Below are 22,719 nucleotides of genomic sequence, written 5' to 3' on the forward strand. Positions count from 1 at the left end.
TATTTCCAAATTGTTTGAATCTAACCGAATTCGCTTACGAAAGTTATCAGAAGACGATATTCCGACTTATCATCTTTGGCGTAACGATCCTGAAGTTATGCAAACAACTAGCCCTATACTTGATACATATTCATTCGAAGAGACCGAAGCATTTTGCAAACAAATCATACACGCAGCTAATTCCAAAAGTTATATCATCGAATTGAAAAATGACAACCTCCCAATAGGAATTACCTCTCTCATTCAGATTGATTCCTATAACCAGAACGCAGAATGTATCATCGATATTGGGCAGAAAGATTACTGGGGACAAGGATATGGTAAAGAAGCATTAACTCTATTATTAAACTACGCTTTTCGAGAATTAAACTTACATCGCGTTTCTCTACGAGTATTTTCGTTTAACGATAAGGCAATACATCTTTATAAGAAACTTGGCTTTCAACATGAAGGGACTTGTAAAGAAGCGATATTTCGAAATGGGGCATGGCATGATATTGAACTTTTTGCACTATTACAGCCTAACTATAAATAAAAAAGGTTTTGCGCGAAAGCGCAAAACCTTTTTTATTATATTATAGACCAGCTTGCTCTTTTAAGTCAGCTGCTTTGTCTGTACGCTCCCAAGGAAGATCTACATCAGTACGTCCAAAGTGGCCGTAAGCTGCTGTTTGTTTGTAAATTGGGCGACGTAGGTCTAACATTTTAATAATGCCAGCTGGGCGAAGATCGAAGTTGTTACGAACTAATTCTACTAGTACCTCTTCAGATACTTTCCCAGTTCCAAATGTATCAACTGAAATTGATACTGGCTTCGCTACACCAATTGCATACGCAAGCTGTACTTCTGCTTTTTCAGCAAGACCAGCTGCTACAATATTTTTCGCAACATAACGTGCTGCATACGCTGCAGAACGGTCAACTTTTGTTGCATCCTTACCAGAGAATGCACCACCGCCGTGACGAGCATATCCACCATAAGTATCAACGATAATTTTACGTCCCGTTAATCCAGCATCCCCTTGTGGCCCACCAATTACGAAACGACCAGTTGGGTTAATAAAGAATTTTGTTTCTTCGTCCATTAATTCTGCTGGCACAACAGCTTTAATTACATGCTCTTTTAAGTCGCGATCGATTTGTTCCCATGTAATTTCCGGATGATGTTGAGTAGAAATTACAATTGTGTCGACACGTACTGGTTTACCATTTTCATCATACTCAACTGTAACTTGCGTTTTACCGTCTGGACGTAAATATTCTAATGTTTCATCTTTACGAACTTCCGTTAAACGACGAGCTAATTTGTGAGCAAGTGAGATTGGAAGTGGCATTAATTCTTTCGTTTCATTACATGCGAAACCAAACATTAAACCTTGGTCTCCTGCACCAATCGCTTCAATCTCAGCATCAGTCATTTGACCTTCACGTGCTTCTAACGCTCGGTCAACACCCATAGCGATGTCAGCAGATTGTTCATCGATAGATGTTAAAACTGCACAAGTTTCTGCATCGAATCCATATTTTGCACGAGTATACCCAATGCCTTGTATTGTTTCACGAACGATTTTTGGAATATCTACATACGTAGAAGTTGTAATTTCCCCCGCTACCAATACTAAACCAGTTGTTACTGTTGTTTCACAAGCTACACGTGCATTTGCGTCTTTTGATAAGATCGCATCTAAAATTGAATCAGAAATTTGGTCACAAATTTTATCTGGATGTCCTTCAGTTACAGACTCAGATGTGAACAGATGACGTTGTTTTGTCATGTGGTAAACCTCCCTACAGTAATTGTATATATTGTACGGAACTCATCCTTAACTTGCCACAAATTGCGACATTCATTTATTCTCCCACACAAGTATAAAGAAAAACCTTTCCCATTATATAGAGGAAAGGTTTGGTTTGCTACTTGCATACTGCTTTTTGCCCTTCGCTCTTATCGTTCGAGACCATTCGCCTCGCACAGGTTTTAGCACCTATTCACTTGTTTTTACCAGTACAAGTGAGGTTGCTGGGCTTCATCGGGCCTGTCCCTCCGCCAGCTCGGGATAAGAGAGTATCCGTCCCAACCTATACTAAAGAAATGCTATTCATTTGTCAATTAATATTCATTTATTCCTACAAGTTTTTCACGCTAAAATATAAATAAGAAAATTATACATTCACACAAACAAAAATAAATAAATAGTATACATTATTTATATAATTGTGTTATACTTTTGATGGGGATTACGAGAAATATTTCATAAAATGAAAAGGATGGTATATAAACTATGAGTACTGTGAATGTCCAAATTGGATTACATGAATTACTGAACGGAAGCAATGCACAGATTCAACTAAGCGTTCCGCAGTTAGTGGAAAAAGTACTGATGAGAAATGAAGGAAAACTAACTTCTACCGGTGCTGTTTCTGCTTCAACAGGAAAATATACAGGACGTTCTCCTAAAGATAAATTTATCGTGAAAGAACCATCGGTTGCAAATAAAATCGCTTGGGGACCTGTAAATCAACCGATTTCTGAAGAGCGTTTTAATAAATTATATACAAAAGTATTAGAGTACTTAAAGGAAAAAGAAGAACTATTTGTATTTAAAGGATTTGCTGGCGCTGATCGTAACTACCGTCTGCCAATTCAAGTTGTAAACGAATATGCATGGCATAATTTATTCGTTCATCAATTATTTATTCGTCCAACTGAAGAGGAATTAGCAAATCATAATGCACCATTCACAATTGTTTCTGCACCAAACTTTAAAGCAGATCCAGCAGTTGATGGCACAAACTCTGAAGCATTCATTATTGTTTCATTCGAAAAACGCATTGTGCTAATTGGTGGTACTGAATACGCTGGAGAAATGAAGAAATCTATTTTCTCTATTATGAACTTCTTACTTCCTGAACAAGATATTCTTTCTATGCACTGCTCTGCTAACGTAGGGGAAGAAGGCGACGTAGCATTATTCTTCGGCTTATCTGGAACAGGTAAAACAACTTTATCAGCTGACCCACATCGAAAATTAATCGGTGATGATGAACATGGATGGTCTGATAATGGCGTATTCAATATTGAAGGCGGTTGCTACGCAAAATGCATTAATCTTTCTCATGAAAAAGAACCACAAATCTTTGATGCTATTAAATTCGGATCCGTATTAGAAAATGTTATAGTTGATGATAAAACACGCATTGCAGACTATAGCGATACAGCGTTAACAGAAAATACACGTGCTGCATATCCAATAGATGCGATTGACAATATCGTTCTACCAAGTGTTGCAGGACACCCAAATACCATTATTTTCTTAACTGCTGATGCATCTGGTGTATTACCACCAATCAGTAAGTTATCAAAAGAACAAGCTATGTATCATTTCTTAAGCGGTTACACTAGTAAACTAGCAGGGACTGAACGTGGTGTTACATCTCCACAAGCTACATTCTCTACTTGCTTCGGTTCACCATTCTTACCGCTTGATGCATCAAGATATGCAGAAATGCTTGGTGAAAAAATTGAAAAGCACGATGCAAAAGTATTCTTAGTAAATACTGGTTGGACTGGCGGCGAATACGGCGTTGGGAAGCGCATGAATTTAGCTTATACTCGAGCAATGGTTCAAGCTGCATTAAACGGTGAACTGGATAAAGTAGAAACCGTAAAACATGATATCTTCGGTCTAGATGTTCCACTTCATGTGCCAAGTGTACCTGATGAAGTATTAATGCCTGAACAAACATGGGCTGATCAAGCTGCTTATAAGCAAAAAGCAATTGAACTTGCTAATCAATTTAAAGAAAACTTCAAGAAATTCGATAATGTCTCAAAAGATATTATCAACCTTGGCGGTCCAACTGCTTAAGAATGACTCTTACCCATATGAATAAGTATGTTGTAAATCAAAATAAAGCTACGCGTACTCACCGACAAAACCCAATGCGACTTTATCGGTTATACACATACTTACAATAAAAAAGAAGCTTACGATAAAAAACGTAAGCTTCTTTCTTTATATAAAATCCTACCTTCAAAAACCAAACAGAGTGTCTCACTTCTTTTGAAGAAGGAACGTTTTATACTTATAATCTATTTCTGCTCATCTTTCATGCTGTAATACCCTAAATTAATGACAATTAAGATGTAACCACCCATAATCCCAACAGCAAACGCCCACATTACCATATGATGTTCGATTTCATACATAATAATTGCACCCAGTATCGCTGCTGCAAATCGATTAAACATTCCAAGGGACGGTGCCTTTGTTTTTTTTACAATGCTATCCCCAAGCTTTTCAATGCGTCTGCCTAAAATCCAAACACAATACATACTAACTAGTAGACCGATTCCCACACCTAAAAAATGTGCAGAAAATGGAGTCATTGCCCATCCTAGTAGCATAATACCTAGCAAATAATACATTTGAATTTTAAACGCCCTTAATGACATACGAATCATACTATGCTCCTTTACTGTTATTCATTTCTATCTACATACCATCACATTTTATTTGTTATATTTACAAAAATCATATAAACACTGCGTTTATGTTATTAAAATACTTTTACAAAATAACATTATACAAGATTTTTACTGCCTATCCTAAAGATTTTTTGACGTTTTTGCAAACATTTTTCTGTCCATTTCCCAAAAAATTGATATCAATCTATAAACATATGGATATGATGTAGTAAGCACATAAATAAAGGGGGCGTCTGATGATTTATTTTTTATTGGCTCTTATTCATTTCATTGTTCCAGCACTTATTGGCCTTTCTTTATATTGGTACACAAAAAAGCACAGTATCTTCTATGCTGTTCTCGGTGTCCTTCTTCCCGGCATCATTCTCATCACATTATTTCGTATACCGTTTCTTAATTTAATCCCTCTTATTACTGCTATTCTTTTTCTCATATTTCTTCCCAAAATAAAAAAATAGGAAAACAGATCACGATTGATCTGTTTTCCTATTTTGATATATGTTCTGATATGATTGCCTGTGATGCTCGCTCTTCAAATTTCACAAACCATAATCCGAAAAAAATAATACATCCACCAATGATTTGCTGCATAGAAATATGCTCTTTTGCCCATAACGCTGCAAATAACACTGCTACAAGTGGAGTAATATACATATACACCATCGTATGGGATGCTCCGATTTTTTGAACCCCTATATACCACATTACCAAACCAAATACTGTTACAAAGAAAATAGAATATAAGAGCGCAAACCATGTCATTCCTTTTTCAATTTGAAATGGTAATAAAAAGACATGCCATCCACTCAGTAGACAAAGTGGAATCGCCCCAACAACCGCTGACCAAGCAGTGACACGTAGTGCTGTATATTTTTTTATAAGTGGTCCCGCTAATACTGGATAAAGCCCCCAACATATTGAAGTAATAACCCCAATCCCATTTCCATAGAACGAGCTGGCAAATGAATGGCCCGCTCGTAACACAAGTACTGTGCCTGCACAAGCGATAATAGAACCGATGAATTTTCGAATAGAAAAATTCTCTTGTTTCAGCGAAATTGTAAATAGTGTTGTAAAAATAGGTGAAATAGAAATGAGTAAAGAAGCATTTGTTGCAGATGTATATTTTACAGTTTCCATAAATAATGTTTGATATAGTATAATGCCAACAACACTGACAATAATGAGCCTCGGTATATCTCTTCTCTCTATATAGAGCGACTTTTCAATATAAAACGTAAGTAATAATAACAGCGGTGCTGCTGCCATCATCCGAAGTGCTGTAAATTCAATCGCTGTAAATTCTAATAGCCCGTATTTCGCAATCGTATAATTGATGCCCCATATAACCACAACGCTAAAAATTAATACTTCAATTCCCCATCTCCTCATTCTTATCTCCCCCATAAGAATAATTATACAGAAATTTCAATCCATTTTGCGTTTTTATTATCTAAAAAACTCCATAAAAAAGGAGCATATTTTTGCTCCTCCTTCATTCATTACACTCGAATATGAAGTTTCATATTTGGATTATAAAATTGACTCGGACTCTTTAATTGAAAATACTCACCCGATTCATGCAAATCGACAATCAATTTATCATCCATAAATACAAGCTTTGTACGATCTGCGATAAATTTTAATTTATTTGACGCAACGTCTACATCACGTTCCTCTTTTTCAGATACAGCTACTAAATCAATAATTCCACTCATTACACAGCCGCACCCTTCGTTATCATAAAATAACTTCATAAATTTCGTCTCGTTTGGAATCGTATCCATAATTTTTTTATAAGCTGTATCTGTTACAGTTACATACATATTTATCCGTCCCATCTTTATATATTTTTACATTCTTTTATCTGGCTATTGATCCCGCTTTTTTAGGGCAGTGAGATGATCTATAAAAACCTTGTCTTTTTATTCATTCTCTCTTTTACTAAAAAAGGCAAGGTTTTTATCTAACCCATTCTATACTCAAATACACTTAAAAAATCAATTATTACTGATTTACAGAAATTCCTATTTCATAAAAATCTCGCTCTTGCAAAATAGGGGATACATACACAATAGATTTTACAGTTATATTTAACGGTACAGTTGTAATAATAAAGTCTACATCCATTCCTTCAATATCTCCTTGTAACACCCTTTTATTTTTCCCTTCTATAAACTCTAGTTGATCACCATACCGTTTATTAATACAGCTTTTCATATACTGTTCCCAGCTTTTTCCTTCCCCTGTAAGAAGTAACACTTTTTTTCTATTTTTATTAGGGAGTTTTCCTATTGCTGCAATCCTCATAGTTACTTTTGCAACTTCTTCGTCCGGAATATCTGTTAGTTTCAATTGTTTTCCCCATTTTATATACGCCTTTTTTACTAAATCAAACGTTTCTTTATAGTTTTTCTTTATATATGCACACGTATCTTTTTCTGGAGCTTTTATTCTAGGAAGGAATTTTAATATATAAAATGTATTTCTACAATACTCAATCATTCCATATACAAAATCTTCATGACTAGCTAAATCCATTTGTAATTCTTGCTCCAACATATCAATGAAATTCTTTATATAAACATAAGCCTGTATTTTCCCTTCTGTATAAAGCGTTAATTCTTCTCTTTTGGAATTTGTTTCATTTTCACTTACATAACTCGATAATTTAATAATGATAATTAACAACACTTGTTCTTCAATATGTAAAGGTCTATTTCCATCTTTCTTTATAATGTGCTCCCCTTCAAATATTTTTTTGTAATATAAAGATTCAAGTGTATTTTTAATAACCCATTCACTAAATTGTACTTTATATCCTTGATTCATTCGCTTAAAAAGAATTGCCAGAATAAAGACTAATCTTCTTCGGTCGTTAGAATAAAATAGAATTCCTAGTTTCTCCTCAATATAGTCTACATAACTTAATAGCACTTCTTCTTTATATTCTGGAAAAGGCCATTCGTCTTCTATAAAAGCTTCTAAATAACGTTCAGAAAACATAAGTATAATTTGAAACTCATTCCCTATAATTTGTAACGGTTTCTTTTGTAAAGACAAACCAAATTTCTTTATATATCTGGCAAGCCTTCTTAACACTGTATTAGTAGAAGAAATAGGTAGATATAAATTTTCTGATAAAGATGTAACTGTGCTTGAACTTTCTTCTAATAATTGCTGAAGAACTAAAAACGTTCGAGACTGTTTTAAAAGTTTCGAAATCACCTCAGAAATTGATTGATCTTGAGGTAAAGATAACTTTACACCTTTTCCTTTTTTAGAATGTATCGTTGTGCCTGTTGGTAATAAATCATTAATCACTACTATATCTTTTCGTATCGTTTTACTAGAAGAATTCAACCGCTTTTCCAATTCTAAAAGCGTGAACCACTTCTTTTCTTGAACAAGAATATTTAATAAATTGATTTTGCGCTCAATTTCTTTTTCCATCGTTATCACCTTCATTTCTATTCTAAAGGAATTTTAGATTTTTTCCAAACTAGCTGCAAAAACTTGATTAAAATATATACTCTAGCGATTCATTAGACATCTTCGCTCTGTTTATTTTTATTTCTTGAAATGCTTTACAAACTTATCGGATTTTTTGTCTTTTAAAGAATCAATCATTTTCCTTTTGGTAAAGAAAAGAGGTTTTATATGCGAACGTGAAAAAAATGGCACTTTATACTCGCTTTTGCTGTCTCGTTCATTTTATGGATTGGTGGCAATCTACTTTATAATAGTTTTTAAGTTGCTTCAGGGGCATGGCTTGATACATATTCTACTAATAAGGACGTGAATATGTATTAGCAAGTTTTTTTAATGAGGATTGAAGCGAAATACTATCCACTTCTTTTAACCAAGTTCATTCTTTCTTTAGTTGTGTTAATTGAGAAGAACAAGTGTTTATAAGTGAATCCTTTGCCTGTTTCTTTGTATGCTTCATTTCATTGCGCTAAAAAGTGATTGAATACAAAACGAGAACATCCGGTTGTTTTAGCAATTAGTATCTCTTGTTCTTTATTTGGATAGAGGCGAAACTTATACGCTTTATTGACTAACGTGCCTTCCACCTCCTCATTGGGCTATGCCCTCCACATTCCTTGAGGTGGGTATCTTCTCGCCTAAAAAGATAAAATCAAGATGAAAAGACAATTCCTTCAAAAAGAAAACGGCCCCTCATGCAGAGAGATGCCGTTTTCTTTAATCGATTATTTTTCTTCGTCTATAACTCTTAACATACGATTTAAAAATGCTGCTGCTTCCGCACGGCTTGCCGTTCCTTTTGGTAAGAATTGATTTTGATCATTTCCTTTAACAATTCCTAATCCATATACACGTTGCAGCGCTTTTTTATCATAAGCTGCATCTTGATCTATAAACGGAACTTCTTTTAATGCTCCAGTAATTCCTTTGCTTTGCAAGGCACGATCTACCATAATGACTACTTCTTCACGCGTAATCGTATCATTTGGTGCAAATATACCATTGCCTCGTCCATGAATGATACCAGCTGCCGCTGCTCGGTTTATGCCATCTACTAATGATGGATGTGCCAATCCAAGATCTTTAAAGTTTGATGTTCCTTCCGATAATTGTAAAGCTCGCGCAATTAACGCCGCAAATTCTGCACGTGTTACAAGGCGCTCTGGCCAATACGAACCTTTCCCATCTCCCGCCATAATACCTTTTTTCGCGAGCTCACGAATTTCGTGTTCATACCATTTTCCAGAGATATCATCTTTTTTCTTATTTTTCGTGTTATCTATAACTTCGGGCTCGTCTTTCTTCTCTTTTTGCTTGTTGTCTATAACTTCAGATTCATCTTTCTTCTCTTTTTCTTTGTTATCTATAACTGCTAAATCTACATCTTGAGGATCTTGAAATCCTTTTGGTGTAATAATATATTGTTTAGTTGTTTGCTTATCTTGAGGCACCTTTTCATTGTTATGATATACATGCAATCTGCTAGGCTCACTATGGAACACTTCGACTATATCTCCATAGTTAAACTTTACATTTTGTATTTTACTAACGAAATCTTTCGCCCCCACTTGTCCGCTTGTCGATACGGAGAGCTTTTCTTGTCTTGTATCTTTATCATATACTTTGAAAGAATAGTATGTTTCTGGAAAACGGTAATGAATTGTCTTCGTTACATCCGTCGTAATAGCTTTCAGTTGACGATTAGCATGAGAAATACTGATAATTGCACTATTCCAATCACTCAACCCTTGAAAGACTATACTATCCCCATAAGTTACTTTCATAGGGACAATAACCGCATTCTTATTACCTTCTTTATCAGCAATTTCAACCGTTACAGATGCTGAGTCAAATTGCCTCATATCTATACTTCTATTCCCTGTCAAATAAACGTTAGGTGAAAGATTCGTTACAAGCTTTGTTACGTCAATATCATTAATGGCTCCTATATCAACTGTAGTTGGAACTGGTATTCCTCCCATTGGAACTTGGTACTTTGAGACTCTTTCTTCCACAACTGGTCTTAAATCTCTTCCCTTCCATATTTCTTTTTGAAGTTTAGGTAAATGTTTAATCCTATTTTTTGTTTTTTCTGACGGCATCAAACCCCATATTTCAAAGAAAGGAGTTAAATCCCGATTTGCCACCTTGGATGCCATTGTTATAAACAGTTGTTTTTTCTCTTCATCCGATCCATCCCCTAATTCTTCCAGTGAAGTTAAACGATACATCTGATGCAACTTCGGATAAAAATTATCTCCAAAAGCTAAATCTAGCTGCCAAAACATCCCTAATTTCACGAAAAGATTATCAATCTGATCATAATTTTTTTCTGATTGAGGCTTCATTAAATAAAGAAATATATCGTTATATCGTTCTTCCGCTTCTAAACGTGAAGGATTCCCAAAAGCTCTTTGCACTGCCATACTGTAAATATTTACCGTAACCTCGGTTAAACCAGACCATTTCCATGTTTGTTGCCTTTGATGCCCTGCTTCATGCCATGGTCCCCATCCATCTTTTTCAAAGTGTTCTAAATCTAAAACATATTTCATAGCATCGGAAACATATCCAGTTCGATAGTTTGTCGCATACATCCAACCATCTTTTTTATTAAAATCTTCAACAAAATGAACGTAATGTGTATCAGCCTGTGCTACACCTGTATACTCCTCTGATACTCCTGATACTTTATCTTGAATTCGAATCGCTTCATCATGCTTACGCAATAACGGTGAGGGATCTTTTCCTCCTAAATATTGTTTAGCAGCTTTATACGTCACTGTGAATAAGCTTCTTTCTCCTTTTAATTCTACAGCATAAGCATTAGGGAACTTCTCTAACATTGCATCCCAATCTTCTTTCGTATGCTTTCCTAATTCGAAATATGGGATAGGCGTTCCACCACTTGATACAGTTACTTTTGTTTCTCCATTCAGATTAGCATTTTCAAAATATAGCATTCCACCTTTTGGAGCAGAAATTTCATTTTTCCCAGGTTTCAAATAAAATTTCTTAGGATTACCATCATAGGAATATGTGCCTATATATGCTTGAATATTTTGTTTTCCTTCAACATGGATTATTATTGTTTCATTTGGTTTAGCGTATAGCCCTGTTGGTTCAAATGGACTGAATGCAAAGGCACGCTGATGAATATTCGCAAGGTGATCGACATTCCCCTTTCCTTTCAAAAGAAAAGTACGCTCTTCTAATGTTGTTTCTATATTTTCTATCGACTCTGCTGCTGCTTTCGTTACTTCAAAGGTTCCGCTAGCAAATGGAACCCACAAAATATTGATTGCAAGCAATGTTTTATAAGTCATCGCGCCATACTTTTTTTTACTTTTTTTCATTCTTACTATCTTTCCTTTCTATCTTGTTGATTACATACAAAAAGCCGTTCCTTTAAGAGAATCTTATCATTGTAACATCTTCTCTAAAAAGAACAGGCGAAATTTTATAAATAAAAGGTTTATTATTACAAATAAAATCATGATGTATGAGTGTAAAAATAGTAAACTACTTTTACACTCATACATCATCCTGTCTAAAAAGAACGATCTTTTTAGACAGGATGAGTTTGGATTGGTAGTTTCTAAATAAGGAATTTTCATCGGCAACAACATGTACTTAAATGCTCTTTGTTCATTATTATTTTCTTATATTGATATTGTTTATACAATACGAATAAGTTCCTTTAACAAAAGGAAATCTATACTTTTTTCCCTCCATATCTACAACTTTCCTATTCATCTGTAACGTTAAAAAAGCAGATTGAAAGATAAAATGTACCCTATAGGATAGACACTTAAAAAAAGGTCTATTCTATAGGGTATTTCTTGTATAATGAGAGAAAAATGAGAATCGGAGACATTTCAAAATGACGAAAAAACTATTTACAGAAAAAGAAATTGAAATACTATCAAAAAATCGATACGTAAAATCGGTCAGCCCAAAAGGAATTACTTATACCGACGAATTCAAGCGTATTTTCATTAAAGAAAACGAAAAAGGAAAACCCCCTCGCATTATTTTTGAAGAATGTGGATTTGATGTAGAAATCATTGGCATACAACGTGTTATATCATCAGGAAATAGGTGGCGTACTTCCTATAAGAAAGATGGTGTATTTGGTCTAAGAGATACGCGTAAAGAAAACTCAGGAAGAAAGCTAGAGAGAGAACTTACATTAGAAGAGAAATATGCGCGTTTGGAAGCGGAACGAAACCTATTAAAAGCTGAAAATGAATTGTTAAAAAAGATAAAACTTATGGAAGGGAGGATGAGAAAGAAATAACGTTACGACCTAACCAAAAATATATGTTAATTCGTTCTATTATTGAAACATACAACCTCAAAAATATGGTGAAATATTTGTGCGGGATCGCTGGTGTTTCACGTTCAGGATACTATAATTATTTTTCTGTTTCTTCGCAAAGGCAGCGAAAAAACAGAATAGATCAGGATGAAATAACGAAAGAATGGATATTAAAGGCATTTCGATTTAAAAACCGAAAAAAAGGGGCTCGTCAAATCAAAATGACATTAGCGGGTCAATTTCAAGTTGTCTACAATTTGAAGCGTATTCGTAGAATTATGAAGAAATACGGGATTATCTGCCCGATCCGCAAAGCGAATCCTTACAAAAGAATGATAAAAGCGACGAAAGAACATTTCGTGGTACCAAATCGATTGAAGCGAGAATTCAGGCAAGGTACCCCTGGAAAAGTGCTTCTTACAGATATCACCTACCTGTTTTATGGTAAGAATCAGAAAGCATATTTATCTACTATTTTAGATGGGTCCACAAATGAAATTTTAGCCTATCACGTTTCAGAACAGCTCACATTAGACATCGCAATGACGACTCTTCACAACCTAAAGAAGAATAAGAAAATTCGATTGACTGAAGATGCCTATATTCATTCTGATCAAGGAGCTCATTATACAAGTCCGACCTATCAAAAACTAGTTAAAAAATTAAAACTGGGACAATCCATGTCAAGACGAGGAAACTGTTGGGATAATGCCCCCCAAGAATCTTTTTTCGGGCATTTTAAAGATGAAGCGCATATAAAAACTTGTACATCTTTTGCCCAGCTAAAACAAGAAATTAAAAACTATATCAAATACTATAACCAGCACAGATATCAATGGAATTTAAAGAAGATGACTCCTGTTGAATACAGAAATCATCTTCTCGCGGCTGCCTAACTTTTTTTAAAATGTCCTTTACAAAGGGTACAGATTAAGATTCAATCTGCTTTTTTTAATACTATTAAACTATTTATCATAAATTTAAATTATTTTTTTCTGTCCAATATTTTTGATTGCTAGTATCAAACGAAAACTCAATCCATCCATTTGGATCTTCACGATAAATATTTACAATCGATCCAGTAGACAATCTACCCACCTTATTTTGTTCTGGAGTAATATTTTCACTTCTAATTTTACCATTGAATGGAAATGGTATTTGATAATAATGTGCTGATGATTTTACCGTAGCTTTTGTCCCAGCTGGATACAACTTATATGGAATTGCCGATGGTAACGCATCAACATTTAATATACTTGGATTTTTTGAAAGCCTTTTTGCATACATATAGTCTTCTGCCTTAAAAGGCTTAATACGCTCCATAATATTTGCAATTTTAGGAGCCCATTCTTTATCTGTTGCATACTTAACATTCATACCCGTTAACGTTGGGCCATTATAATACATTCCTGTTTTTTCTAAGTAACGCGCACGTACATAATTTGCATTATAAGCAATACTTTCTCCATAACTTTGTAAATATTTCGCATTTCCAAATGGATCCCAATCATATGCACGTAATCCAAATAAGTTGTGTTTTCGATATGCAATTTCAGATTTTCCATAACCCGATTCCAAAATAGCATGTGCAGCTAAATATAATGCATTCACCCCATGATTATTTTGCGCTTCAATAAAGTCTTGTCCATGTCCTACTAATGGGCTATCAGGATGGTATCTTGCAATAAAGTTATCAATCTCTTTACCTGTAATATTGGAAGCTAATGTTAAATCTAATTCTACATATGATTTAGCAGTAATATTGTGTTTCGCATTTTCTCCTGGCTTTTTATCCATTACACGTAACATACGATTTAAAAATGCTGCTGCTTCCGCGCGGCTTGCCGTTCCTTTTGGTAAGAATTGATTTTGATCATTTCCTTTAACAATTCCTAATCCATATACACGTTGCAGCGCTTTTTTATCATAAGCTGCATCTTGATCTATAAATGGAGCTTCTTTTAATGCTCCAGTAATTCCTTTGCTTTGCAAAGCACGATCTACCATAATGACTACTTCTTCACGCGTAATCGTATCGTTTGGTGCAAATATACCATTGCCTCGACCATGAATGATACCAGCTGCCGCTGCTCGGTTTATGCCATCTACTAATGATGGATGAGCTAAACTAAGATCCTTAAAATTCGATTTCCCTTCTGGTAATTGTAAAGAACGTGTAATTAAAGCAGCAAATTCTGCACGTGTTACAAGACGCTCTGGCCAATATGAGCCCTTTCCATCTCCCGCCATAATACCTTTTTTCGCGAGCTCACGAATTTCGTGTTCATACCATTTCCCAGAAATATCGTCTTTTCGGTGAACCTCTTCTTTATTTGAGATTACAGCGGGCTTATTTTTTTCATAATAACTTTTCGCACCATTTAAAAAAGCTGGCCATGTCCCTCTTGCAATTATTTTTGCTGGACAATTTTTTCCACTCCAATGTTGATGTTTCTTTACATTATCTATTGGAATATTTAATTCCTGCATTAAATAAGCTGTCAATTTGCGAGCATTTTCTACTGCTTTCTCATAGTTTCCATCCTGATTTACAGCAATTTCAATTCCAATTGATTGTCTATTTCCAGTCCCGTTTGTTCCATCACCTGCATGCCATCCATTTTCATTTAAAGGTAAATGTTGGTAAATCTCTTTGTCATCTACTGTAAAATGCCATGATGCACCGCGACTTGTACTTCCTGTCGCTTGATTCATCAAATATTTAGCATGATTTTTTGCATCCGCACCTCTTCTTTCATTAGCAGTTTCGTGGATTGTGATATAACGAGGGTCCATAGCATAACCTGGGCGAATTTGTGGATTTCCTTTTGGAACAATCCATTCAGTAAACTTCACACCATATATATTCCCCACATTTAAGCTTGATGGCGCGTATTGAAGAGAAGCATCTTCTTTATAATTGACTGTAGACTGAATAAGAGAGGCCTTTGTTCCTTCAAATTTTGCAGATGACGAATGAATCCACTTTATCCCATTAGACGTTTGAATTTGAAACCATTCTCCAGCTTGTGTAATCGCCTCAACAGATTGAGGTTGTAAAACATCATTCTCTTTGAATGCATGAAATGGTGCTGAATATACAGATGTTACTTCTTTAATTTGTATTTTTTTTGTATCTTTCGGTAAAGAATATACTTCTCGTTCTTCAAGAACATTCTCTTTATTTTGTACCCAACCTTTTACAGAATCAGTTTCAATATAATACCAGTTTTCTTTTTTCTTAGTTGCTTTTACTACCTGTTGAGATACTTGATGTATAATTGGAGTATTTAAATCATAAGAAGAATATATAGGCATTTCTTTTGGAATATATACAAGAAAATCGCCTTGTATTTCACCATTTTCTCCTATTTTTTCACCTTTTCCATCTTCATCTTTCATATGTTCTTCTATACTTTTCAGCACCTGTATATCATAAGATATTGCTTCATCTAATTGTTTTACAGAGGAAGCTGAAGCTGCAAATGCAGGTGTTGCGGTCATTCCTCCCTGAAGTACCACTGTCATCGCTAAAACATTTAAAATCTTCTTTTTTATCATCATTGTTACACGAAATATCCTATTTATTTCGTGTTTGATACCTCCTTCTCCTAAGCAACATGCTATTTATTTATGAAACAAGCAATTATATAGTCGTATATCTTTCTTATAAAATGAAACTTTAATCAGAGAAGGGGTTCTTTTTCTCCCTCTGATTAACAGCTCTACTTCCACCTTATCATCTTGAGGTGGAAGTCTTCCTGCTCTAAAATAGCAGGATAAACAAAAGCGATTTTTACGTTATACTGCCTTTTTCTTAGAAGAGTCTTCACTTAAAATTCCTATAACTTTACATACTAAACTATCATTGATATCGTAGTAAATTTCTACTCCTTTTCTTCTTCCATATATTAATTGATGCATTCTTAATTTTGTTAAATGTTGTGATAGTGTCGATTGTGCCATATTAAGCTCTTTATAAATTTGCTTTCCATTTTTTGAATCACCCTCCATTAATAGATTCAATATTCTTAAACGATCCGGATGTGCCATAATTTTTAACTTATCTGCAAAATCCTCTAACTTATCTGCAAAACCTCTATATTTTTCTAGATTTTTCATTATAACCATAATCCTTTCATCTTAATATATAATTAAAAAGCTCAAAACAGATTAGAATTACCATATAGATGTAAATCACACGCAGTAGCTTTAGCCTTTACAAAGCCACTAGTATTAGTACAAGTAATATACTACAATTAATTATTTTATTTTTATATAATAAAAACTCCTTTTTACAAAGGGAATTTTATTATAATTGCATTTACCCCAACGGAAAAAATCTCCCCGTTCAATATGAGAATCATCTTTTGAAAACCGTCCACTTTCTTTTTCATGTTCTTTACAAAGAATAACATCTATCATTTAGAGATGTTATTCTTCTTCATCTATATTTTTGTTACAAACCAAAAAACCCCCCCTTATAAAATTCACATAATTCTCACAAATCACACGATAAACTCTTCACAATTCAATCTATAATAAATGTATAAGTACTACTCCCTAATTGACTTAGCTTGTCTAGTTATACCCCCGTCCTGAATATACGAAAAAAGAACTTGTAGCGAGCTACAAGTTCTTTTTTCGTATATATCATTTAAAAGATGATTTTTTTACTATATTGTTTGCCAACTAATAAGTCATACTGAATCAATTTATATTGTTCTAACATTTCTTTTTGCTTATTTGTTAATTTTTTAATATGTGTTCCATCTTGATTCACTTTTAATTCGTCCCTTAAAACTGGTATTTCTTCATATAATTTAGATAAAAATTGATAAAACGCTGGTTTCTTCAACTCTGCATAATCAAATACAAGATTAGAAAAATAAACCGGACTAACTCGTCCTAAATTGTCATTTGGTAAGTTAAAGTTGGCATATAGTAATAATGGTGTTTCAGCCATTGCTAGCCGTTCCTTAACAGATGTTTCATTCTCAATATATCCAGCTTCTTTATAAAGGGATTTATTTGTTCCTAACGACGGGAGATGATCTCCAAAGAAGACTAATATGGTTGGTTTACCCAACTTATCTAACTCTTCTATTAAATATTGTAATGCTTCATCAGAACGTCGTATTCCTTCCGTATAGGTCTCTAATTCCGCTTTAGACGCATCCTCTGTTAAACCATGTATTTCCGTTCTATTTTCTCCAAATCTTCCTGGAGTAAATGGAAAATGATTTTGCATCGTTACAGCATGAATAAATGTAGGTTGTGTCCTACGCTTTAATTCCTCTATTATCTCTTTACTCATGGATATATCACTAATATAATCTCCGTCAATGTCTGTATATTTCATCGTATCTTCTGCATGAAATGTATCAAATCCTAACACATGATATACTGTATCTCGTTTAAAGAAACTCCGACCATAACTATGAATTGCTGTTGCATAATAGCCCTCTTTCTTCAAACTACTTACAATAGACGGAACTTCATTTTGATTTGTAATGGCTTGTTGATACGGTATCGATCCAGGCTTCAAAAAGCTCATCGAATAACTTGTCAATGCTTCAAATTCCGTATTCGCTGTATTTCCTCCAAATGTAGGAGAAATGGTTTGTCCTCCTGGAAAGTTCTCTATATAATGATGTAAATGAGGAATTGGATCTTCACTAAATGATAAATTCATCAATTTCGTTGGATCCCAAAAAGCCTCACTCATAATGTATATAACATTCGGCTTCGCCTCATTGTTTTGTTCCCCTATATTCTCTCCATACTTTTTCTTTATATCATTTGCAATTTGAACCATTTTCTCTTTGGAATACCCTTTTGGCTCTTCCATAATTGTTGTATCTAAATTACTTATAAAGCCTAATACAAAACCATTATTTGCATAGTTCTCATTTTGATTCCACAAAATAAATTCTACGCCCCACTTTTGAAACAGTTTGCTCATAAATGTATTCGTATAATTACTGTACACATATAAAATAAAAATAGAAGCAATGATTCCAAAAAGCCTCATGCTAATAGGTACTTTGACAGGTTCCGTATGTTTTCGAATATATAAGAGCAATAGAATACTTAATGCAATACAGATAACCCCTAATAATACATATTTCCATTCTAAAGGTTCTAATACCATTGGAATGACAGATTTTAAATGGACAATTTGCGTAAAATCAGCAGGATAAAGAGGATCACCTCTAAACAGTATTTTCAAATAATTTACAATCGCAAATATAATTAACGAACAACTTGTCAAAACGGTGCTCAAAAACAGTTTTCCAAGCAGGTGGTATACAAGAAGATATAGGACATAAACAACAATTACACTCAATACAAAATGTCCCACATGCCAATATATCCAACTAAATACATACAGTATATCAAAATGGCTTTGTATGGCTAAAAAAGCTAAACAAATTGTATGCGCTACCAAAAAAAGGTAGCCATACAGTTGAATCATCTGCATGATTCCATTTCGCTCTTTATTTCTTGTACGTATGACATATAATAGCCCAACCCATAGACCAATCGTCACCACGGTGAAAGGGAGTTTTTCATTCAAAAATTCCTTTCCTTTATCGAATTCAAAAAACTTTAAAATCATAAATAGGAATGTTACCAATAATAATGCCAACATTCCACTATGAATAGTGGAAATCAATGTATTCGTATGTTTTCTCGGTTGCTGAAGTGAAAACTTATACTTCAATGTTCTCCCTCTTTTCTTACAATTGATTTCACCCCGCATCAGTAAGAACCATTCTCTTCATAATCAAATATATTATATTTCAAGCTAGGAGCCCGTACGCTTTCTTCTATTATACACATGAAGTCTGCATTATACTCCAAAATTATAATTAGAACTTTTCATTTCACCGTTTTGTTTGCACAAATAAGTAAAGTATTTCATTTTATCCCACTATTTTAAGGCAGTAGCATCTCGATTGATGAAGACTTATAACAGGTGTGAGCTAAATTCCTCACAAGTTTTGCTTTATAAAATATTATTGTAAAATCCACACTGATGTAATTTTTACTTTATGATATAATGCAATTATGTTTTGGATAGGCTTAATGAGATTAGGACTTTATCACGAAATAAATAAAGAAAGAAACAAAAAAGGAGATGCTTATTTTTGTTAGCCAAATTTAAAAGTTTGCCTAAAGCGGTATATGTAATTTTAACGCTTTCTTTCCTTCTGCATATTTTTTGTTTAGTAAAACAACCGGGACTTGACGGAGAGTTAGTAAAAGTAACATATGGCGCGAATGATGCATTTAACTATTCGTTAACAGCCGAACAGTTATTAAAACACGGTGTATTTGGTTATGTGTATTTAGAACCAAGCGAGGTACCTGGAAAAAATGCATATATCACACCTGGTCAACCGTTATTATTAGCGGGCGCAATGATTATATCTGATGTCACACACCTTCCTTACTACTACGTAGCAACTGTTATCAATATGCTACTTAATCTTGGTACAGTGCTCTTAGTATTTTTAATCGGAAAAGAATTATTTGAGAAAAATATTTATGGAATTGTTGCAAGTATTTTATACGCAATTTATCCGAGTAACTATACATACTTCCGTACATTATTAACAGAAGTTCCTTCCATATTCTTTTTATGTTTCAGTGTATATATATTTATTCTTGCTTGGAAGTACAATAAAACAAAATTCCATATTTGGTTTGGAATCGTCGTATCTATGTTACTCATGATTCGCCCAAATCCAGCTCCTATGTTACTCATTCCGGTTCTTGTTGTCTTGTTCACATATGGAATCAAAGATTCCATTCGAATTGGGCTACTGTGGTTTATTGGACCATTCTTTATTATTGGTGCATGGGTATTTCGTAACTATTTGGCATTCCATAAATTCATTTTGTTCTCAACACAAAGCGCCGATCCATTAATTGCAGGTGCTGATCCATTCAATAAGATCGGCTACGAAAACGTTGTAAATGAAATGAAGGCAAAAGGACTCACTGATAAAGGGGAATACGCGAAAGAACTCATTAAAAATGGATTTAAAACGGATTTCACATATTGGTTCTCTTGGTTTACTGTCGGAAAAACAATCGAGTTATTTAAAACAGCTCCTGCTGTAGACCAATATCGCATTCATCATTTTATCCAACTTTGTCATAGAGTCTTTATTATCGGTACCTTCTTAAGCAGTTTCTGCTTCATGCTGAACTCATTTAAACATAAGCGGGTTATGATGTTAGTAGCAAGCTCTGTTATTTACATCATCTTCTCAAATTTATTCCTAGCAATTAATCGCTATGGATTTTTCATTAACCCGCTTATGTGTTTAATTCTTGCATATGGACTTATTTATATTGCAACAAAGCTCCCGTTTTTCAAAGTAAAACGCGCTTAATTCAAGAGGTTGTCCGAATAAAATGGACAACCTCTTGAATTTAATTACATACTTACATCTTTTCAAATTCACTTTTATGTAATGTACTCTCTAACAAACAGAGGTTATCCACAAGAATAGATTACTGCTCTCTTATCAACCGATCCTTTGAACGCGACCAATTTGTCCATCTTGTAAACACACTTTAATGCCATAAGGATGCGTTTCAGTATGAGTTAAAATATCTTTTACAACGCCACTGACACGCGTACGACGATCCTTATCCAATATAATTTCCACATGAGTTCCAATCGAAATTTGTGATCTTGTCGGTTTTCCTCCTCGTACCTGTGTAGATTGCTGCTTTTGTTTTTCTTGTTTGTGCTTTTCTTCTATACGCTGCTCTTCTTGCTTACGTTTTTCTTCTATACGCTGCTCTTCTTGCTTACGTTTTTCTTCTATACGCTGCTCTTCTTGCTTGCGTTTTTCTTCTTCTATACGTTGCTCTTCTTGCTTGCGTTTTTCTTCTTCTATACGCTGCTCTTCTTGCTTGCGTTTTTCTTCTTCTATACGCTGCTCTTCTTGCTTGCGTTTTTCTTCTTCTATACGCTGCTCTTCTTGCTTGCGTTTTTCTTCTTCTATACGCTGCTCTTCTTGCTTGCGTTTTTCTTCTTCTATACGCTGCTCTTCTTGCGCTTCCTTCTTTTCAGAACCATGGACACCCTGGCATGCAGTTAACACAATTACAAAGAAACTCATAAGCAATAGTAAAAATAATTTCTTTTCCATTAAGATCCTCCTATCTATAAAAAAATAACGAACTTGTTTAGAATAACAAATATACGAATATGATTTTGTCGTTTTTTGTCGAAAAAATCCCTAACATTTCATTCTACGCTCTATATACATTTGCCCACCTCATTTTTTTCATCACAAAGCGAATAAAAAAATTCCTCCTATATCACTCACATCTAGGCACTTACCTACATATCATGACAGTAGATTGATTTCTAGGAGGTGTTTTTTTATTGAAAAAATTGTTAGCGGTTTTCTGTATATTTGTCCTTACTGTTGTAACGCTTGTCGCCTGCAGTAAAACGGAAAATACGAACCAACAAACGCACAAAATTAGAATTGGCGAAGTAACACATTCTCTTTTTTATACACCGTTATATGTCGGTATGGAAAAAGGTTTTTTTAAAGAGGAAGGGCTAGATATTGATTTACAAACAACAGCAGGTGGCGATAAAACGATGACCGCCTTATTATCTGGCGGAATTGATATTGCACTTGTCGGGTCTGAAACATCCATTTATGTTCACCAGCAAGGAGCTAAAGATCCGATTATTAACTTTGCTCAGCTTACACAAACTGATGGGACTTTTTTAGTATCACGTAAAAAGTTAGATTCTTTTAATTGGAATGATGTAAAAGGTGTCACTTTCCTAGGGCAACGGAAAGGCGGTATGCCACAAATGGTCGGAGAATACGTTTTAAAGAAGAACGGCATCGATCCGCATAAAGACACGAATCTTATTCAAAATATTGAGTTTGCAAATATCGCAAATGCTTTTGCATCTGGTACAGGGGAATTTGTTCAACTTTTTGAACCAACAGCAAGCATTTTTGAAAAAGAAGGAAAAGGATATATCGTCGCTTCTTTTGGAGCTGAATCAGGAACTGTTCCTTACACAACATTTATGGCAAAGCAAAGCTTTTTGAAGAAAGAGAAAGCCGCAGCCGAAAAGTTTACACGTGCCTTATATAAAGCGCAACAATGGGTTGATACACATACACCTGAAGAAATAGCCGATGTTGTTACTCCTCTTTTTCAAGACACTTCAAAAGATATTACCGTAAAAGTCATTGAGCGCTATAAAAAACAACATTCTTATGCAACGGATCCTTTATTAGATGAAAAAGAATGGGTACAGCTACAAGCAATCATGAAAGAAGCTGGCGAATTACAAAAAGAAGTTCCACATCAAGCGCTTGTGAATACAAATATTGCTAAGAGCGTTATTAAGAAATAG

The 22,719-nt window shown here is 34.4% G+C and carries 16 protein-coding genes, 2 pseudogenes and 1 riboswitch; of the genes and pseudogenes, 6 read left to right on the plus strand and 12 right to left on the minus strand.

Annotated features, from left to right (window positions below):
• Positions 1-10 precede the first annotated feature (10 nt).
• Positions 11-535 carry a GNAT family N-acetyltransferase gene (locus BCER98_RS17290; RefSeq protein WP_012095895.1) on the plus strand — a complete coding sequence of 175 codons (525 nt, stop codon included), beginning with the start codon at positions 11-13 and terminating at the stop codon, positions 533-535.
• 40 nt (positions 536-575) lie between these two features.
• Here the strand turns inward: BCER98_RS17290 and metK are convergent, their stop codons facing one another.
• Positions 576-1,775: a methionine adenosyltransferase gene (metK, locus tag BCER98_RS17295; protein ID WP_012095896.1), complete on the minus strand. Its 1,200-nt coding sequence runs from the start codon at positions 1,773-1,775 to the stop codon at positions 576-578.
• Between the two features lie 167 nt (positions 1,776-1,942).
• Positions 1,943-2,064: riboswitch (SAM riboswitch) on the minus strand.
• 218 nt (positions 2,065-2,282) lie between these two features.
• Here metK and pckA point away from each other — a divergent pair.
• On the plus strand, positions 2,283-3,869 hold the full coding sequence (pckA, locus tag BCER98_RS17300; protein ID WP_012095897.1) for a phosphoenolpyruvate carboxykinase (ATP): 1,587 nt from the start codon (positions 2,283-2,285) through the stop codon (positions 3,867-3,869).
• A gap of 224 nt (positions 3,870-4,093) precedes the next feature.
• Here the strand turns inward: pckA and BCER98_RS17305 are convergent, their stop codons facing one another.
• Positions 4,094-4,465 carry an ATP synthase subunit I gene (locus tag BCER98_RS17305; RefSeq protein ID WP_012095898.1) on the minus strand — a complete coding sequence of 124 codons (372 nt, stop codon included), beginning with the start codon at positions 4,463-4,465 and terminating at the stop codon, positions 4,094-4,096.
• A gap of 260 nt (positions 4,466-4,725) precedes the next feature.
• On the opposite strand from BCER98_RS17305, the gene BCER98_RS17310 reads away from it, so the two are divergent.
• On the plus strand, positions 4,726-4,947 hold the full coding sequence (locus BCER98_RS17310) for a hypothetical protein (RefSeq protein WP_012095899.1): 222 nt from the start codon (positions 4,726-4,728) through the stop codon (positions 4,945-4,947).
• A gap of 28 nt (positions 4,948-4,975) precedes the next feature.
• On the opposite strand, the gene BCER98_RS17315 is transcribed toward BCER98_RS17310, so the two are convergent.
• From BCER98_RS17315 to BCER98_RS17330, 5 genes and pseudogenes are all read right to left on the minus strand, one after another.
• Positions 4,976-5,881 (minus strand): DMT family transporter, encoded by a 906-nt coding sequence (locus BCER98_RS17315; protein ID WP_012095900.1) that lies wholly within the window; start codon positions 5,879-5,881, stop codon positions 4,976-4,978.
• A gap of 110 nt (positions 5,882-5,991) precedes the next feature.
• Positions 5,992-6,315, minus strand: coding sequence for an iron-sulfur cluster biosynthesis family protein (locus BCER98_RS17320; protein ID WP_012095901.1), 324 nt, complete (start codon positions 6,313-6,315; stop codon positions 5,992-5,994).
• 181 nt (positions 6,316-6,496) lie between these two features.
• Positions 6,497-7,942: a BglG family transcription antiterminator gene (locus BCER98_RS17325; RefSeq protein WP_012095902.1), complete on the minus strand. Its 1,446-nt coding sequence runs from the start codon at positions 7,940-7,942 to the stop codon at positions 6,497-6,499.
• Positions 7,943-8,285: 343 nt separating this feature from the next.
• A pseudogene (locus BCER98_RS22280) lies at positions 8,286-8,565 on the minus strand (helix-turn-helix domain-containing protein); the annotation flags it as partial.
• A gap of 138 nt (positions 8,566-8,703) precedes the next feature.
• On the minus strand, positions 8,704-11,334 hold the full coding sequence (locus tag BCER98_RS17330) for a M60 family metallopeptidase (RefSeq protein ID WP_012095904.1): 2,631 nt from the start codon (positions 11,332-11,334) through the stop codon (positions 8,704-8,706).
• 527 nt (positions 11,335-11,861) lie between these two features.
• On the opposite strand from BCER98_RS17330, the gene BCER98_RS21410 reads away from it, so the two are divergent.
• A protein-coding gene (locus BCER98_RS21410) for an IS3 family transposase (RefSeq protein WP_094396572.1) occupies positions 11,862-13,195 on the plus strand; the annotation gives its coding sequence in 2 pieces (ribosomal slippage) (positions 11,862-12,249 and positions 12,249-13,195; 1,335 coding nt in all).
• Between the two features lie 76 nt (positions 13,196-13,271).
• Here the strand turns inward: BCER98_RS21410 and BCER98_RS23755 are convergent.
• The 4 genes and pseudogenes from BCER98_RS23755 to BCER98_RS17355 form a co-directional block, all read right to left on the minus strand.
• Positions 13,272-14,714 (minus strand): S-layer homology domain-containing protein, encoded by a 1,443-nt coding sequence (locus BCER98_RS23755; RefSeq protein ID WP_373367241.1) that lies wholly within the window; start codon positions 14,712-14,714, stop codon positions 13,272-13,274.
• Positions 14,715-14,729: 15 nt separating this feature from the next.
• Positions 14,730-15,863: pseudogene (locus tag BCER98_RS23760) on the minus strand (N-acetylmuramoyl-L-alanine amidase); the annotation flags it as partial.
• A 237-nt stretch (positions 15,864-16,100) separates the two neighbouring features.
• A complete protein-coding gene (locus tag BCER98_RS17350; RefSeq protein ID WP_012095908.1) occupies positions 16,101-16,421 on the minus strand; it encodes an ArsR/SmtB family transcription factor in 321 nt (106 codons plus the stop codon).
• A gap of 535 nt (positions 16,422-16,956) precedes the next feature.
• Entirely contained in the window at positions 16,957-19,026 is a 2,070-nt protein-coding gene (locus BCER98_RS17355; RefSeq protein ID WP_012095909.1) for an LTA synthase family protein, read from the minus strand.
• 427 nt (positions 19,027-19,453) lie between these two features.
• Here BCER98_RS17355 and BCER98_RS17360 point away from each other — a divergent pair, with 427 nt between their 5' ends.
• Entirely contained in the window at positions 19,454-20,707 is a 1,254-nt protein-coding gene (locus BCER98_RS17360; RefSeq protein WP_012095910.1) for an ArnT family glycosyltransferase, read from the plus strand.
• A 135-nt stretch (positions 20,708-20,842) separates the two neighbouring features.
• Here BCER98_RS17360 and BCER98_RS17365 read toward each other — a convergent pair whose 3' ends face one another.
• Entirely contained in the window at positions 20,843-21,475 is a 633-nt protein-coding gene (locus tag BCER98_RS17365; protein WP_012095911.1) for a YwbE family protein, read from the minus strand.
• Positions 21,476-21,714: 239 nt separating this feature from the next.
• Here BCER98_RS17365 and BCER98_RS17370 point away from each other — a divergent pair, with 239 nt between their 5' ends.
• A complete protein-coding gene (locus tag BCER98_RS17370) occupies positions 21,715-22,719 on the plus strand; it encodes an ABC transporter substrate-binding protein (RefSeq protein ID WP_012095912.1) in 1,005 nt (334 codons plus the stop codon).

Source organism: Bacillus cytotoxicus NVH 391-98 (assembly GCF_000017425.1).
GTDB lineage: Bacteria > Bacillota > Bacilli > Bacillales > Bacillaceae_G > Bacillus_A > Bacillus_A cytotoxicus.